Annotated in this window: 10 protein-coding genes; all 10 read left to right on the forward strand. The window is 48.0% G+C overall.

What is annotated here, in order from left to right; all coding sequences use genetic code 11:
• Positions 1-57: 57 nt before the first annotated feature.
• A complete protein-coding gene (locus tag CLOSYM_RS03965) occupies positions 58-1,506 on the forward strand; it encodes a lipopolysaccharide biosynthesis protein (protein ID WP_021641053.1) in 1,449 nt (482 codons plus the stop codon).
• A gap of 74 nt (positions 1,507-1,580) precedes the next feature.
• On the forward strand, positions 1,581-2,531 hold the full coding sequence (locus CLOSYM_RS03970; protein ID WP_021641054.1) for a nucleotidyltransferase family protein: 951 nt from the start codon (positions 1,581-1,583) through the stop codon (positions 2,529-2,531).
• 372 nt (positions 2,532-2,903) lie between these two features.
• Complete coding sequence (locus CLOSYM_RS03975) at positions 2,904-3,509, forward strand: VanZ family protein (protein WP_021641055.1); 606 nt, start codon at positions 2,904-2,906, stop codon at positions 3,507-3,509.
• Positions 3,510-3,668: 159 nt separating this feature from the next.
• Positions 3,669-5,879 (forward strand): bifunctional diguanylate cyclase/phosphodiesterase, encoded by a 2,211-nt coding sequence (locus tag CLOSYM_RS03980; protein WP_044902124.1) that lies wholly within the window; start codon positions 3,669-3,671, stop codon positions 5,877-5,879.
• 221 nt (positions 5,880-6,100) lie between these two features.
• Entirely contained in the window at positions 6,101-8,203 is a 2,103-nt protein-coding gene (locus tag CLOSYM_RS03985; RefSeq protein WP_003510746.1) for a PTS sugar transporter subunit IIABC, read from the forward strand.
• A 330-nt stretch (positions 8,204-8,533) separates the two neighbouring features.
• The gene (asnA, locus tag CLOSYM_RS03990) at positions 8,534-9,544 is read left to right on the forward strand and encodes an aspartate--ammonia ligase (protein WP_021641057.1); all 1,011 of its coding nucleotides are present in this window, start codon (positions 8,534-8,536) and stop codon (positions 9,542-9,544) included.
• Between the two features lie 21 nt (positions 9,545-9,565).
• Positions 9,566-10,990: a dihydrolipoyl dehydrogenase gene (gene lpdA, locus CLOSYM_RS03995; RefSeq protein ID WP_021641058.1), complete on the forward strand. Its 1,425-nt coding sequence runs from the start codon at positions 9,566-9,568 to the stop codon at positions 10,988-10,990.
• Between the two features lie 15 nt (positions 10,991-11,005).
• Positions 11,006-12,802 (forward strand): aminopeptidase P family protein, encoded by a 1,797-nt coding sequence (locus CLOSYM_RS04000; protein WP_021641059.1) that lies wholly within the window; start codon positions 11,006-11,008, stop codon positions 12,800-12,802.
• An 88-nt stretch (positions 12,803-12,890) separates the two neighbouring features.
• Positions 12,891-14,174, forward strand: a complete 1,284-nt coding sequence (locus CLOSYM_RS04005; protein ID WP_003510739.1) for a peptidoglycan-binding protein — start codon at positions 12,891-12,893, stop codon at positions 14,172-14,174.
• Between the two features lie 74 nt (positions 14,175-14,248).
• The gene (locus CLOSYM_RS04010) at positions 14,249-15,685 is read left to right on the forward strand and encodes an MATE family efflux transporter (RefSeq protein ID WP_021641061.1); all 1,437 of its coding nucleotides are present in this window, start codon (positions 14,249-14,251) and stop codon (positions 15,683-15,685) included.
• The last annotated feature ends 99 nt before the right edge of the window (positions 15,686-15,784 follow it).

The following is a 15,784-nucleotide window of genomic DNA, read 5'->3' on the forward strand; positions in this document are numbered from 1 at the left end:
ACAATAAAACAGGTAGTGAAACTTGACACTACCAATAATTAAAAGAAGGTAAAAGAAATGAAAGGTGCATTGATTGGCTTAAAAAATAAATATATTGGGATGTCTGCACCTGTCAAGGCAGCTTGTTGGTTCACGGTTTGTAGTTTTCTGCAGCGTGGAGTTAGTATGATAACGACCCCGATATTTACACGGTTGTTGTCCACAGAAGAATATGGTCTGTATAGTACATATTTGTCATGGGAGTCTGTCCTTCTGATAGTGGTTACACTGTGTTTGTACAAGGCTATTATGAATCTGTATATAAAATATGAAGATCAGGAGAGAGTTCTTTCAGCAGTCTGTGGTCTTGAATTTACGTTATCATTTATATGGCTGGTTATAGGTGTGATTTTCAGAGAAAAGATAGGGGAATTGCTGGGATTATCTCCGGTTCTTGTTTGCTGCCTTTTTGTTTATTTTATGTTTCAGGCGGTATTCCAATGCTGGTCATTATATAAAAGGTATGTGTATGATTACAGGGGTCTTATCATTATTACTCTGCTGCTTACAGCAGGGTCCGCTTTTTTTGGGGTATTTGCAGTAACATTTATTACTCCTACCGCAGAGGCAAGAGCAGTGTCTGCAGTAGTGGTTGTTTCTTTGATTGGTATTGCATTGTATGCATCTATCTTCCACAGGGCAAAAGTCTTTTATGACAAAAAAATATGGTTTTTTGCCCTTGGGTTCTGCATTCCTTTGATGCCGCACTATCTTTCAGAATTTATTCTTCAAAGTTCCGATAAAATAATGATTAATTATCTTTGTGGCTCAAGAGATGTTGCCTTGTACAGTGTTGCTTATTCAGCAGGATCACTGATTACGTTGATAACAAGTGCAATCAATTCTACATTTGCGCCTTATCAATACCAGAAAATAAAGTCTGGGGAATATGCATTGTTGGCAAAAAGAGCGAATGAAGTTCTGATATTTGTAGGTGCCATGCTTGCAGGGATAATGATCTTCAGCAGAGAAATTGTTCTTATATTTGGGGGGATGAAATACATAGAAAGCGTAGATGTGCTCATCCCAATTTGTATAGGCGTATTTTTCAATTACACGTTTCAGCTTTTTGCAAGGGTGCAGGAATATTATGAACGCAAATTGATGGTGGTAATTCCCTCAATACTTTGTGCAGTTCTCAACCTGGTATTGAATTATATCTTTATAAATCTCTACGGTTATCAGGCAGCGTCATATACGACATTTTTTTGCTATGCATTTTTTTGTCTGCTGCATTATTTTTTCTATAGGAAAGTGTGTCGTGAACTGTTGGATGGGCAAAAACTATATGATGCCAAGGGTATTTTACTAATTTCTATTGGTGAGATTTGTGTAGGAATTGCTATAATGTTCCTTAACCGCATTCTTTGGCTTAAGTATGTGGTCATTGCAGGTGCTTTGATGTTGATAATTATAAAGAGAAAGCGTCTCAAGAGTGTTGTCATAGATATGCTAAGCAAAAAGTGATGCTGAATCTTTAGTGTTCGGTGGGTATGCTGCCATACCATTTATTGGATAAATTATAAAGGGGACAAGAAAGAATGAAAACCACAACATTACTTATCATGGCGGCCGGTATCGGCAGCCGCTTTGGAACTGGTATCAAGCAGCTGGAACCGGTCGGTTTACACGATGAGATCATTATGGATTATTCCATCCATGATGCAATCGAGGCTGGTTTCAATAAAATTATTTTTGTGATTCGAAAGGACATTGAAGAAGATTTCCGTGAACGGATCGGTAACCGCGTGGAAGCGATCTGTAAAGCGCTTCATGTGGAAATTGACTACGCTTTTCAGGACTTGAACACCGTGCCGGGAGATGTACCGACAGGCCGGTCAAAGCCGTGGGGAACCGGGCAGGCCGTTCTTGCGGCAAAGGACTTGCTCCATGAACCGTTTGCCGTTATCAATGCGGACGATTACTATGGAAAAGAAGCATTCCGGCAACTGCATGACTGGCTGCTCCTGGATCACGAGGATTCCACTATCGCTATGGCCGGTTTTATTTTGAAGAATACGTTGTCCGACAATGGCGGTGTGACCAGGGGCGTCTGCAAAGTGGCAGAGGGCCACACACATATCATTAATGTGGTGGAGACCAGCAATATTGTGAAATCTGTGGACAACAATGGAAACATAGGTGCGGAGACGGATGGCGTTAAACTCGATCCGGAATCCTATGTTTCCATGAACTTCTGGGGCTTTCCTGCGAAGGAAGGCTGCGTCCCCCCATTTCTCTTAGTGCTGGAAGAGGAATTTAAGACTTTCTTTGTGACGGATGTAAAACGGAATCCTCTGAAAGCAGAGTACCTGCTTCCGACTCTGATCGGCGGCATGCTCCGGGAGAAGAAGTGTACGGTAAAGGTGCTGGAGACAAAGGACAAGTGGTTTGGCGTCACGTATAAGGAAGACAAAGCGGCTGTGGTTCAGAGTTTTAGGAAGCTGATTGAAGACGGCGTGTATCGGGAAGAACTGTACTCTGATTTGTGAGATTGATTGAGCTTTTATTATTAAGGGATTGCCCGACGAGGATGAAAACACCAATAAAGAGAAGGACGATTTTTGAAAGAAAATGGGAAGGGATAAGATAAACAGGATATCATTGCTGCGCTTTGTACCCCCTTCCTGGTTTTGCTTTTGATATTACGAAAAATTACGTATATTAAATACGAAGCTGTCAGGATAGCCGGACTAGATGAGAATTTCCAGGGTCTGCTGAATAATGACTGGCCCATACTATATTGACTCTCCACCTTCAATTCACTATAATAAGTAAATACCACATCAGGCAGTTTCGCTTCCTTTACAAAGGAAGCGATTACTTGCCGGAATAATTCGATCCAGACTGGAAATAATCAAAATATGACAATCTTAAGCAAACTACAACTCTGGAATTACATGTTCCAGGACATGAAAGAACCGGTAAGCTATCTGCCTCAGGCCATTCTCATCGGCCTGGCCGCCGCCGCTGCCGGCTCTTTTCTTCTATTTGCAGAAAACAGGATAAAAAAAGGGCCGTTACCGGGCCGCAGCAGGAGTGCAGGAAGACATGCTTTTCTCATTTTTACCCTGTTCTTATTTGCCGTCTACCTGACAGTATTGCTCCAGGAGGCATTTTTCTCGCGTCCGCCCGGCTCCAGAACCTCCGTCAACCTGGAATTTCTGGGGACCTGGGGGCACAGCGCCCAGGGGAATGCCTATGTGATTGAAAATATCATCATGTTTATCCCCTGGGGAATGCTTCTTCCCCTGCTGATAGCGCCAATGCAGAAAAGAGGCTGGCTCTGCGTTCTGACCGCTTTTCTGGCCAGTGTGTCGCTTGAGACGGTCCAGTATCTGACACAGCGCGGACACTGCCAGCTCGACGACGTCATCATGAATACATTAGGAGCATTCGCCGGCTGGCTGGTTATTCGCGTTATGCTTGGCGTGATTTCACATTTAGAATATCATACCAGCCGCCGCTGACAGGTAAGCTCTTATGAAATCATCTAAACTGCAATACCAGCAACAATTTCCAAATTCCCCTTGTCTGCCGCCCAAATAAAGATTACAATAGAATTAGAGTATAAATCCGGGGTCCGAAAGCTATCGGAGAGTTTGGTAATCCCGGAAGAATGGAGCCATATGGAAGCAGACAATATGGGGACAGTGGAATGGCAGAGGGTCGTTGATCTGACCCAAATTATGGACAGAAGAAACGGAAAAGACAGGCTTGCAGAGCTGATAGAGCTGGCACGGCAGGAGCAGAAGATGCTGACTGTAGTGTTTTATGACATTAACGGACTGCACCTTATCAACGATACATATGGACATCATGAGGGGGATAACCTGCTTTTATACGTATCTAAAATTATTGAAGAGGGGCTGACGGAGCCGGACCTGCTTTTCAGGCTGAGCGAGGATGAATTTATTCTCGCTCTTTATGATGAAACGGAAGACGGGGCGGCCGAAAGGATGGAGAAAGCGCTGGAACTTCTGGAGAAAAAGCGGGAGCAGTTCGGGATATATTACGATGCTTCTTTCTGTTATGGGGTAACGGCAGTTTATCCGAGCGACAAGTTTTCCGTTAATGAGATTATAACCCGGGCCGATGAACGGATGTACATCCAGAAGAGGAATTTCCACATTGACCGGGCGGGGATGAGGCTGCGCCGCAATACGGAGAGGGGCAGGACAGCTCCCGGTTTTGATTATAACAGGGAGTTCCTTTATGAAGCTCTGGCTTCCAGTACTGATGATTATGTGTTTATCGGAGATATGAAGACAGGCATATTCCGGTATCCCGCGGCCATGGTGGAAGAATTCGGGCTGCCCGGTGAGATCGTGGAGAATGCTGCCGCCGTATGGGGCGTACTTATCCATCCCGAAGATAAAAAGGGATTCCTGGAGAGTAACCAGGATATTGCCGACGGCAGAGTGGAGCACCATAATATTGAATACAGGGCCAGAAACGTTTTCGGAGAGTGGTGCTGGCTGCGGTGCCGCGGCAGGATGGTGCGGGATAATGAGGGGAAACCGGAATATTTTGCCGGTTTTATTACCAACATGGGAAAGAAAAACCTGATCGATCATATGACGGAGCTTTATAACCGGTATGAGCTGGAGGGCACCGTGAAAAAGCACCTGGTAGATGACGGCAGGAAGTTCGGTCTGATGATACTCGATATGGATGAGTTTAAAAACGTCAATGATCTCTACGACCGCTCCTTTGGCGATGAAGTCCTCCGGGTTACTGCACAGATGATTTCCTCACTTCTTCCGTCCAATGCAAGAATGTACAGGCTGGACGGCGATGAATTTGCCATCCTCATTCTGAACGGCGACTGGGATGAGCATATTCAGATATTTAACAGAATCCGATATAAGATGCACAGGCAGCAGGAGTTCGAAGGAAAAAAATATTACTGTACGGTTTCCGCCGGTTATGCCGCTTTCCCGGAGGATGGCAGCCAGTATCTGGAACTTGTGAAATGCGCCAACTATTCGCTGGAGCATTCCAAACTGCTTGGGAAAGACAGAATCACCTGTTTTTCACCGGATATACTTCCGGAGAAAGAGCGCCGGCTGGAACTGATGGAGTTACTGAGGGAGAGCATCGAGCATGGGTTTGCCGGTTTTTCAGTGGCATACCAGCCCCAGGTGGAAGCGGCCACAGGGAAGCTTTTCGGCGCGGAGGCGCTGGCAAGATGGACCTGCGGAAAGTATGGCAGCATATCGCCGGGAGAATTTATACCGCTTTTGGAGCGCAGCGGACTAATCAACCAGTTGGGCCGCTGGATTTTCAGCCAGGCCGCCGCACAGTGCGGTAAATGGCGGAGATACAGGCCTGATTTCAGGATGAGCATCAATGTTTCCTACCATCAGCTCCGCAAAGGGGATATTGTTCCGGACATGCTTAAGAAGCTGGAGCAGTTTGCCATGCCACCCTCCAGTCTGACGCTGGAACTGACGGAATCCTATTTCATGAAAGAGGAGGAGAGCCGGGAAAATGTGCTGGATAAACTGCATGGAGCCGGATTTACTCTGGCAATGGATGACTTCGGTATGGGGTACTCCTCACTTTTGTCTCTCAAGAATATTCCGGTTGATGTGGTTAAGATTGACCGCGGTTTTGTGAAGGGAATAACAGAAGACCGGTTTAATGCTATTTTTATCGGTGCGATTACAGAACTTTGCCACAACGTGGGGAAGCAGGTTTGTCTGGAAGGGGTGGAAACAGAGGAAGAATACCGGGCGGTTCGTGATACCGGACTTGAATTGATTCAGGGGTTTTATTTCGGACTTCCTGTCGCCGCTGAGGAATTCGAGCGGCAATGGCTGAGCCGGGAGCTTTGATCGACTGGCGGTACGGGCATCATTACCAGTAAATGCGGAAACTGCATTTACTGGTGATGATGCCTTTTTTTGAAGACCGTGACCATGCGCGTAGCGCGCAGGTTATCGTTCGCTGTAAGTCTGCACCTGTATGCGGTATGGCCTGCAAACTGTTAGTTTGAAAAAAAGATGGCTATACTAGTAGTGTTAAAGACTTAAGCGAAAGGAATAAGGAAATAGAAATGAAAGACAAAATTTTTGGTGTACTGCAGCGTATTGGGCGGAGTTTCATGCTGCCCATCGCGGTTCTGCCGGTGGCAGGGCTGCTGTTGGGAATTGGAAGCTCCTTTACAAATGAGACGACAATTGCCACCTACAGACTGGGGACTATACTTGGGGAGGGCACGATCCTCCACGGCCTCCTGGTAATCATGAGCAAGGCGGGAAGCGCCATATTTGACAACCTGCCCATCATATTTGCCATTGGCGTTGCCATTGGTATGGCAAAGGCTGAAAAGGAGGTAGCGGCTCTCTCGGCGGCAATTGCTTTTTTTGTGATGAATGTATCAATCAGTGCAGTACTGGAGGTCACGGGGAAAATACTTCCGGACGGAAGCATCTCCCCGGATGTACTGGAAGGTACCATTGCCAGCGTGTGCGGAATACAGACACTTCAAATGGGTGTGTTTGGGGGAATTATCGTGGGTCTGGGGGTAGCGGCCCTTCATAACCGGTTCCATAAGATTCTGCTTCCCAATGCTCTTTCCTTTTTCGGCGGTTCCCGGTTTGTGCCGATTATTTCCACTCTTGTCTATGTATTTGTCGGGATCCTGCTCTATTTTGTATGGCCGCCGGTTCAGAATGCAATTTTTGCCCTCGGAGGGCTGGTGACAGGAACCGGATATCTGGGAACCCTGATTTTCGGTATTGTGAAGAGGGCGCTGATACCCTTTGGCCTTCATCACGTATTTTACCTTCCATTCTGGCAGACCGCGGTCGGAGGTACGATGATGGTGGACGGCAACCTGATACAGGGAGGCCAGAATATCTTTTTTGCACAGCTTGCCTCCCCGGATGTAGTGCATTTCAGCGCTGACGCAACCAGATATTTCTCCGGAGAGTTTATCTTTATGATCTTCGGCCTTCCGGGCGCCGCGCTGGCAATGTACAGACAGGCAAAGCCGGAACACAGAAAGACGGCGGGAGGCCTGCTTCTCTCGGCTGCGCTGACCTGTATGCTGACGGGTATTACGGAGCCGATAGAGTTTTCATTCCTCTTTGTGGCGCCGGTGCTGTTTGCAGTCCAGGTTATTCTGGCCGGTTCTGCGTATATGATCGCCCATATCCTGAATATAGCAGTGGGACTGACTTTTTCGGGAGGTTTTCTGGATCTGCTTTTATTCGGAATTCTTCAGGGCAATGCAAAAACAAGCTGGTTAAGGATCATCCCGGCCGGAATCATTTACTTCCTATTATATTACTTTATTTTCAGTTTTCTTATTAAGAGATTCAACCTGAAAACACCGGGACGCGAGGATTCGGGAGAGGGAACAAAACTATATACAAAAGCGGATGTGAATGAGAAGAAAAATGCCGGCAAAAGAGCGGCGTCAAAAGGACAGGAGAGTTCGGAACGTGAGCGCATGATCGCCGAAGGACTGGGAGGAAAAGATAATATTTCCGACGTAGACTGCTGCGCCACCCGGCTTCGCTGTACGGTTCTGGATTCGGATAAGGTCAGGGAGGATGTGCTGAAAAGGACGGGAGCGTCCGGCGTGATCAAAAGAGGCAGGGCGGTTCAGATTATTTATGGTCCGAATGTCACAGTGATCAAGGCAAACTTTGAGGAATACCTGAAAAACGGCGCCGGCTTGGAGGAGGATGCAGGTACGCTGCGAAGGCTTTATTCTCCGTTTACCGGGAAGGCATATCCAATATCAGCGGCCGCAGATACGGCCTTTGCAGAAAAAATGATGGGTGACGGATATCTGGTCGAACCGGAGAAGGGGGAGGCGGTTGCTCCGGAGGACGGCAGGGTTAAATTTGTCTTCCCGGCAAAACATGCCGTCGGCATGAAGACAAAAGACGGCATCGAATATCTGCTCCACATCGGCATTGATACGGTTAAGCTGGATGGAAAGGGCTTTGAAGTATTCGTCAGGGACGGAGACACCGTAAAAAAAGGCGATTTGCTGATGCGGTTTGATCTGGAGTATATCAGGGAGAACGCCGCGTCGGATCAATGTATTGTCGTATTAACCGGACTGGAAGGCGGACAGGGAATTGAGTCGGTAAAAGAGGGCCCGGTTACGGCAGGAGACGAAGTAGCCTGGCTGAGACTGTAAAGAGGTCAGAAGAATCAGGGGAACAGGTAAAGCGGACATCCGCCACAGATGTCTGCTTTGCCTGTTTTCTTCTTGCTAGATAAGCATTCTATATGTATAATAACGGTAACCGTACAACTGGTAAAAACATCGTGCAATCGATTACGTTATGAGCAGGAACAACAAGGTTCGGCAAAGCAAGAAAAAAATTCTGCCATATTCCCATTTGTTTATATCAGTGGTATAATATGAGGGCTTAGTGGGACGAATATCAACAAAAGCTGCTAATAATATGTCTGTAAGAATAAGATATATAAAATTATATAGAAGAAAAGAACAGGAGTACATAAAATGGAACATTTAATCGTGCCGGCGGGATATGAACCGGCGATCGACCTTAGGGAAACCCAGATTGCAATCAAGATAATCAAAGATTTTTTTCAGAGGGAGCTGGCAAAGCAGCTGCATCTTACCAGGGTGTCGGCCCCTCTGTTCGTTTTGCCCGAATCGGGACTGAACGATAACTTAAACGGCGTGGAACGCCCGGTTCAATTTGGAATCAGGGAGCAGGATGATCGTCCTGCCGAGATTGTCCATTCCCTTGCAAAGTGGAAACGTCTGGCGCTGAAGGAGTACGGCTTCGGCGTGGGTGAAGGTCTTTACACCGATATGAGCGCTATCCGCAGGGACGAGGACACGGACAACATCCATTCCATTTATGTAGACCAGTGGGATTGGGAGAAGATTATCAATAAGGAAGACAGAAACAGGGAGAATCTGGAGCTGATCGTAAAGGCCGTATATAAGGCTCTGAAAGTAACGGAGGATTATATGGCCTATGAGTATGAATATATCGGAAGATATCTGCCGGATCATATCGAATTTGTGACGACCCAGCAGCTTGAGGATATGTATCCCGACTGTACGCCGAAAGAGAGGGAGTACAGAATCGCCAAGCTTCACAAGGCGGTTTTCATTGAGCAGATTGGTGATAAGCTGGCTTCCGGAGAAAAGCATGACGGACGTGCGCCGGATTATGATGACTGGAAACTGAATGGGGACATTATTGTATATTATCCGGTCCTTGATATTGCACTCGAGCTTTCATCGATGGGAATCCGTGTTGATGAGGAGGCATTGAAGGAGCAGCTAAAGAAGGCGGGCTGTGAGGAGCGGGCTGAACTGCCTTTCCAGAAGGCGCTCTTAAATGGAGAGCTTCCCTATACGGTCGGCGGCGGTATCGGCCAGTCCAGAATCTGTATGTTCTTCCTTCGAAAAGCCCATATCGGAGAAGTGCAGGCATCCATATGGCCCGACGGAATACGGATGGAAGCGGAGAAGCATAAAATACATCTGCTGTAACAGCAGGGCAAGGGGGAGCTGATGGCAGACCAGTACGACGTAATAATAATCGGCGCAGGCCCGGGCGGCTATACGGCGGCAGCGAGAGCGGCCGGCTTCGGAATGAATGTGGCCTTAATCGAAAAGGGCGAGCTGGGAGGTGCCTGTGTCAACACGGGCTGCGTTCCGGCGAAAGCCATGCTGCAGGCATCCGCCGTTTACGGAGATTTAAAACATGCCTCCCGGTTTGGGATCAGCGTGGATTCTGTTGGATTTAACTTAAAGAAGATGCAGGCATATAAGGATGAGTCGGTGGAGGAGTACAGGAGTATGATACGTTCCCTTCTGAACCGTAGGAATGTAAAACTGATTCATGGGACTGCAAAGCTTCATAAAGATAATATTGTTGAGGTGGAGGGAGAAGAAGGCTCCTCCCTCTGTGTCGGAAAGAATATTATATTGGCTACGGGAGCCGAGCCGGTAATCCCGGATATACCGGGAGTGGATTTACCCCAGGTGCTGACCAGCAGGGATATCTTAAGCGCCGGTGAGTGGCACTTCGACAGGCTGGTTATTATTGGAGGAGGAGTGATCGGCATTGAAGTAGCCACGATTTTTTCTGCGCTGGGTTCCAGGGTTACCCTGCTGGAGAAAAAAGGGCGCCTTCTGGATACGATGGATCCGATGATATCGGAGCAATTGGAAGAATCGCTCCGATCCAAAGGGATCGACGTAAAATGCAACGTTTCCGTGATGGAGATCCGGAGCCGGGGCGGTGACAGCGTTGCTGTCAGCTACCGCGAGGAAGGGCCGTGGAAGGAACTGGCCGCCGACCGGATTCTTCTCTCCGTGGGCCGCAGGCCGGATATGACGAAGGTTCTGGCGGAGGACTGCCGGGTGGAGTTAAAGCATGGCAGGCCGATAGTCAAGGGGACTTACCGGACAACACAGGAGCATGTGTATGCCATCGGAGATACGGTCGCAAAGACGCGTCTCGCCCATGTGGCGGCGGCACAGGCCACCTACGTGATTGAACATTTGACCGGGAAAGGCCACAGAATGCAGCTCACCGTCGTTCCCAACGGAATGTTTGTAGTGCTGCCGGTAGTGCCGACCTGCATCTACACCGATCCTGAGATAGCGGCGGTAGGATTTACCGAGGAAGATGCAAGACAATATAATATGAAGGTTAAATGCGGCCAGGTGTTCATGGGTATCAACGGCAAGGCCATTCTGGCGAGAAAGAAAATGGGCTTTATTCGGCTTATTTTTGAAGCATATACGGATACCCTGGTTGGAGCGCAGATTATGTGTCCGCGTGCCACCGATATGATTGGCGAGATGGCTACGGCCATTGCCAACGGATTAACTGCATATCAGCTTTCCACGGCAATGAGAGCACATCCGACATACAGCGAGGCCATCTCGCTTGCCATAGAGGATGCATTAAAAAGCTATGGAGGATAATAAAGGAGGAACAAGATGGAACAAGCAGTCGGTACAAGAATTGCGGCACTGAGGAAACGGATGGCGGAAAGAGGGATGGACGCCTATTTAATCCCTACGGCCGATTTCCACGGTTCTGAGTATGTGGATGGCTATTTTAAGGCGCGTCAGTTTATAACCGGATTCACCGGCTCTGCCGGAACAGCCGTTATTACAATGGAGGAAGCCGGTCTGTGGACAGACGGCCGCTACTTCGTGCAGGCGGCTAAGGAGCTTGCCACAAGTGAAGTAAAGCTGTTTAAAATGGGGGAAGAAGGCGTTCCCACTGTGGAGGAATATTTGGAGCAGACCATGACCATGGGAGGCGTTCTCGGTTTTGACGGCCGCGTGGTTGGCGGCCTGATGGGAGAGGAACTCCAGGACAGACTTGCTGCAAAAGAAATCTGTATCGCGTGTTATGAAGATTTAATCGGAGAAATTTGGGAAGACAGACCGGAACTTCCGAAAGAACCGGTGTGGATTCTGGAAGATAAATATGCCGGTAAGCCGGCATCGGAAAAAATAGCGGATCTCCGAAGCACAATGGCTGAAAAGAATGCGGGTGTCCATATTCTGACCAGCCTCGACGATATTATCTGGCTTTTAAACATCCGCGGCAATGACGTTCCCTGTACTCCGGTCGTATTATCCTATCTGATTGTCACACGGGGGGAAATCCTCCTGTTTATCAATCAGGAGACATTAAATGAAGAGGTGAGAACCTATCTGGCCGGGCTGGGAGTGAAACTTTATGATTACAATGACATCTACCAGGTGGTGCCTTCCTTTAAAAATGAGACGGTGATGCTTCAAAAAGCGCATGTGAATTATGCGGTATGCCAAAGCCTTGATAACAGCGTCACGGTGGTTGATATGATGAATCCCACCTCCTCTGCGAAAGCCGTAAAGAATCCGGTCGAGATTGAGAATATGAGGAAGGTGCATATCAAAGACGGCGTTGCCATGGTGAAATTTATGTACTGGCTGAAACAAAACGTAGGTAAGACAGAGATAGATGAGATTACGGCCGCCGCTTACCTGGATAAGCTGAGAAGTGAAGTGGAAGGCAATCTGGGCCTCAGCTTCGGTACGATTTCCGCCTATTCCGACAATGCGGCGATGTGCCATTATGCCGTATCGGAGGAGAGCAATAAGAAACTGATGCCGCGCGGACTGTATCTGGTCGATTCAGGCGGCCAGTATCTTGAAGGTACGACGGATATCACCAGAACCTTTGCCCTGGGAGAGCTGACGGAAGAAGAGAAAGAATGCTTCACCCTGGTTGCATCCTGTATGCTGAGATTATTGAATGTCAAATTCCCCTACGGCTGCCACGGCTATAATTTCGACTTTGCGGCCAGAGAACTGCTTTGGAGAAGGGGGCTTGATTTTAACCACGGAACAGGCCACGGCGTCAGCTTCCTGGGCAGCGTCCATGAGCGTCCGAACGGAGTCCGCTGGCGCGTAGTGCCTGAACGTCAGGATAATGCGGTGTTTGAGGAGGGAATGATCACTTCCGACGAACCGGGATTGTATTTCGAGGGCAAATTCGGAATCAGGACGGAAAACCTGATGCTCTGTGTAAAGGCAGAGAAGAATGAATATGCCCAGTTTATGAAATTTGAAAACCTGACCTGGGTTCCGATCGATCTCGATGCCATCGATGTAAAATACATGGAGCCGAGGGATCGGGAGCTATTAAATGCTTACCATAAAGAAGTTTATAATAAAATCTCTCCATATCTGCCGGAGGAAGAGGCGAAATGGCTGGAGAAGGTGACGCGGGAAATCTGACGCTAACAATATCTGAGAACCGCAGGCATATCATAAGCGTTATTTTTATATGATATAGTAACCAACTGTAATGAGAGGTTACAAATTAATGCAGAGATATGGACGCAGTTACAAAAGCCTGCATGCCTGTGAAGCATCTGAAACAGAACAGGGATATCTGCAGGTCAATGTGGTAAACAGTGAGAATAATTTTCCAATCCAGGGGGCGGATGTTTTGATCCGGTATCAGGGGGAGGAGGCACCGGAGGAGGTAGTGCAAACCAACAATTCCGGCCAGACCGAATCCATTGCCGTGAAAGCGCCTCCCGTTGCCCTGAGTCTGGATGAACAGAATACGATAAGACCGTATTCAGAGTATACGGTGACCGTGACGGCTCCCGGCTTTGAACCGGTGACGGTAAACGGAACGGAGATATTGGCCGGCGTTACGGCGATTCAGCCGATACGGATGATACCGGCTGCAGAAGAGCAGGGGACGATGGAAGACATTGAAATCCCGGATCATACACTTTACGGAACGTATCCTCCGAAAATTGCCGAGGAGGAGATTAAACCGACCAATGAAAGCGGCGAGATTGTTTTAAGCCGTGTGGTGGTTCCGCAGACAATCGTGGTACATGACGGAGTCCCGACCGATGCAACGGCAAAGAATTATTATGTCCCATACAGGGATTATATCAAGAATGTGGCGTCCAGTGAAATTTATGCGACATGGCCCCAGGCCACAATCGTAGCCAATGTTCTGGCGATTATGTCATTTACCCTCAACAGGGTTTACACGGAATGGTACAGGAACCAGGGATACGACTTTACGATTACTTCGTCCACTGCTTTTGATCATAAGTGGATTTACGGAAGAGATATCTTTGACACGATCTCCGTGGTGGTCGATGATATTTTCGACAGCTATCTGTCAAGACCGGGAGTAAGGCAGCCGATTCTGACTCAGTACTGTGACGGAAGACAGGTAACCTGTCCGGGATGGATGACTCAGTGGGGGTCCTGCAATTTAGGAGAACAGGGCTACAGCCCGATAGAGATCCTCAGACATTTTTATGGCAGCAACATGTACATTAACACCGCAGAGATGATTTCCGGAATACCGGCATCATTTCCGGGAACGAATCTGACGATTGGTTCAAGCGGTGACAAGGTCAGGCAGATGCAGGAACAGCTCGATACCATCGCAACTGTGTATTCCTCAATCCCGAGGGTGGCGATTGATGGGATATACGGACCGGCTACGGCCGAATCGGTAAAAGTGTTCCAGTCGGTTTTTGGCCTCCCCCAGACAGGGGTAGTTGATTTTGCCACCTGGTATAAGATTTCACATATTTATGTCGGTATTACAAGGATTGCCGAGCTTTCATAGAAACGCATTGCGTGGCGGTAACTGTGAGAGCTGCGGACAGTAAAATATAACAAAAGATAAGAAGGAGAAGCGCTATGAACAGCCTGTCTGCCAGGGAGCAGAAGAAGGAAGAGATAAAAAAGAGCCGCGCCGGCTCTATCACGGAGGGCGTGATTTGGAAACAGCTTTTACTGTTTTTCTTTCCGATTCTGTTTGGCATGTTTTTTCAGCAGCTCTATAATACGGTAGATGCAATTATTGTTGGACGGTTTGTAGGGAAGGAGGCCCTGGCGGCGGTAGGCGGAAGTACCGGAATGCTGATCAACCTGCTGGTCGGCTTCTTTGTCGGACTTTCTTCCGGCGCGACCGTCATAATTTCCCAGTTTTATGGCGCGCAGAATGAGGATAGGGTTGGCGAGGCAGTTCATACAGCCATGGCCTTTTCTCTCGTCTGCGGCCTGGGAATGACGGTGATCGGCCTGCTCTTCGGCCGGACAGCCCTGGAAGCGATGGGCACGCCGGCGGAGATTATGGATTATTCTCTCTCTTATTTAAATATTTATTTTATCGGAATCATCACGAACCTGATTTATAATATGGGTTCCGGGATTCTGAGAGCGATCGGGGATTCCAAGCGCCCGCTTTACTTTCTGATGGCAAGCTGCCTGACCAATATTGTGCTGGATATCGTACTGGTTGTGGTTCTCCGGATGGAAGTCAGGGGCGCGGCTATTGCAACGGTATTTTCCCAGCTTGTCAGCGCCATACTCGTGGTGTTTGCCCTGATGAGGACGACGGATTCCTATAAGCTGATTATCCGCAAGATACGTCTGAATCTTTTCATGGTCAAACGAATAATTAAAATCGGGCTGCCGGCCGGCCTGCAGTCGGTAATGTATGCCCTGTCCAATATCATCATCCAGAGCAGTGTTAACGCTCTGGGAACGGATACCATTGCCGCCTGGACGGCATACAGTAAGATTGACAGCGTATACTGGATGATTATCAGTGCGCTGGGGATCTCCATCACAACATTTGTAGGCCAAAATTACGGAGCGGGCAAGATGACACGGGTAAAACGCGGCGTCAACGTCTGTCTTGGTATTACGGCCCTTATCACATTCCTCCTCTGCACGGTTTTGTACTTGTTCGGCGGCTATGTATATCTGCTGTTTACAACGGATGCCGCAGTAATCGCAAAAGGCATGGAAATCCTGTATTTCCTCGTTCCGACATTTATCCTCTATATCTGTATAGAGATTTTTTCGGGCGCGCTCCGCGGCGTGGGCGACTGCTGGATACCGATGATCATGACGGCTTTGGGTGTCTGCACCCTCCGGGTGGTCTGGATTATCATTGCGGTTCCAATCCGTCCCAGCATTATAACGGTCATATTCAGTTATCCGCTGACATGGGGAATCACAACCGTATTATTCATTATTTACTACTATTGCTTCAGCGCATTAAAAAAATTCAACGTACCTCTTTTGCGGCTCCGCAGAAAAAGACGGAGAAGGCTCGAGGATCAGTAACAAATGGTAGACACTTTTTTGAAATTGTGGTAATCTATCCTTGACAGGAATAAATTGTCACGTAATTGTCCGTTAAAGGCCGGAGCATTACGATATTAA

The organism is [Clostridium] symbiosum ATCC 14940 (assembly GCF_000466485.1).
Taxonomy (GTDB): domain Bacteria; phylum Bacillota; class Clostridia; order Lachnospirales; family Lachnospiraceae; genus Otoolea; species Otoolea symbiosa.

Coding starts and splice junctions, on each gene's coding strand:
- CLOSYM_RS03965 (WP_021641053.1), top strand. CDS start 58: ATGAAAGGTGCATTGATTGGCTTAAAAAATAAATATATTGGGATGTCT.
- CLOSYM_RS03970 (WP_021641054.1), top strand. CDS start 1,581: ATGAAAACCACAACATTACTTATCATGGCGGCCGGTATCGGCAGCCGC.
- CLOSYM_RS03975 (WP_021641055.1), top strand. CDS start 2,904: ATGACAATCTTAAGCAAACTACAACTCTGGAATTACATGTTCCAGGAC.
- CLOSYM_RS03980 (WP_044902124.1), top strand. CDS start 3,669: ATGGAAGCAGACAATATGGGGACAGTGGAATGGCAGAGGGTCGTTGAT.
- CLOSYM_RS03985 (WP_003510746.1), top strand. CDS start 6,101: ATGAAAGACAAAATTTTTGGTGTACTGCAGCGTATTGGGCGGAGTTTC.
- asnA (WP_021641057.1), top strand. CDS start 8,534: ATGGAACATTTAATCGTGCCGGCGGGATATGAACCGGCGATCGACCTT.
- lpdA (WP_021641058.1), top strand. CDS start 9,566: ATGGCAGACCAGTACGACGTAATAATAATCGGCGCAGGCCCGGGCGGC.
- CLOSYM_RS04000 (WP_021641059.1), top strand. CDS start 11,006: ATGGAACAAGCAGTCGGTACAAGAATTGCGGCACTGAGGAAACGGATG.
- CLOSYM_RS04005 (WP_003510739.1), top strand. CDS start 12,891: ATGCAGAGATATGGACGCAGTTACAAAAGCCTGCATGCCTGTGAAGCA.
- CLOSYM_RS04010 (WP_021641061.1), top strand. CDS start 14,249: ATGAACAGCCTGTCTGCCAGGGAGCAGAAGAAGGAAGAGATAAAAAAG.